The organism is Xanthobacter autotrophicus ATCC 700552 (assembly GCF_043194565.1).
GTDB lineage: Bacteria > Pseudomonadota > Alphaproteobacteria > Rhizobiales > Xanthobacteraceae > Xanthobacter > Xanthobacter autotrophicus_F.
Window position 1 is genome coordinate 1 of the sequence record NZ_JBAFVS010000066.1, and the last position, 1,196, is coordinate 1,196.

Genomic DNA, 1,196 nt, shown 5'->3' on the forward strand with positions numbered 1-1,196 from the left:
GCGGCGCGCATCGCCTTGCGCTGCTTCCAGTCCTTGGTGGTGGCGATCAGGTACTCGCAGTCCGCCGTCTCCAGCGCCGCGTTGTCCTCCGACCAGTAGCCCGCGTCCATGAGCGCCGTCCCAATGCGGGCGTCCTCGCCCATCACCGCCTCGGCCATGGCCAGGGCCTTGTCGATCATCGGCCCCAACTGGCGAACGTCGTTGGCCTGGTTCGTCACATCGGGGGCGAGGATGATCTGCTCGGCCGTCACCACCGCCTGGGCGGTGTAGCCCTGGAGGTAACCCTTGCGGCTCTTCATGATCCGGCTGTCGGGATCGGTCACGTTGGCCTTGGCCTCCTCGTCGACCACCGCCTCGGCAGGCTTCGGCTTGCGGCCCCGCTTGCGTTTGCCGGTCGCTTCCTCCTCGGCTGCGCGGGCGTCGATCTTCTCCTGCTGGCGGGCGGCCTGCGCATTCGCCTCGGCATGAAGCTGATCCAGACAGGCCTGCAGCCTGGCTGGGCGGCCGGAAGCGTTCCGCAGGTCGGCGGGAAGGTCGTCGCCCCGTTCGTCGCCAAACATGGCGTCCTCGGCCGCGTCGGTTTCCTCGGCCGCCGACACCAGGGCCGCCACCTCGGCCTCCAGGGACCTGGCCGTCCGGTTGGCCGCCAGCGACGCGTTCGCCTTGACCTTGGTCCCGTCCAGGGCCACCACGCCAAGCCGCACCAGACCCGCCCTGTGGCACAGCTTCAGCACCTCGGCGAACAGCGCCTCGAAAGCGCTCCGGTGGCGCTTGCGGAACCGTGCGATCACGCTGTGATCGGGCACCTCGTCGCCGACGATCATCCGGAACCCCGCGTCCCGCTCACACAGGCGTTCAATCTTGCGGCTGGAGCGGTGCCCGTTGGCGTAGGCATAGATCAGCACGCACACCATCATCGACGGCGAGAACGGCGGCGCGCCGGTGCCGCGCCTAGTGTAATGGGCCTCGAACGCCGACAGGTCCATCAACTCGATCGCATCCAGCAGCAGGTGAACCATGTCCGTGTCGGAAACCCAATCCGACATGTCCACCGGAAGAAGAAACCGCTGTCGCCGATCCGGTTCGCGATAGAAGTTCGCCATCTCTTCCCCCTCACGTTGCCTGTGCCAAGGGAATCAGCACGCCGTCATTGGCGCAAGCGGTCAGCCTCGGTCAAGGTGGTGATTCTGCAACAG

The 1,196-nt window shown here is 67.1% G+C and carries 1 protein-coding gene; it reads right to left on the reverse strand.

Features of this window, described 5'->3' with window-relative positions:
* Positions 1-1,103 (reverse strand): transposase (locus V5F48_RS24915; RefSeq protein WP_394260638.1); only part of this gene is annotated, 1,103 nt, incomplete at its 3' end.
* Positions 1,104-1,196: the final 93 nt, after the last annotated feature.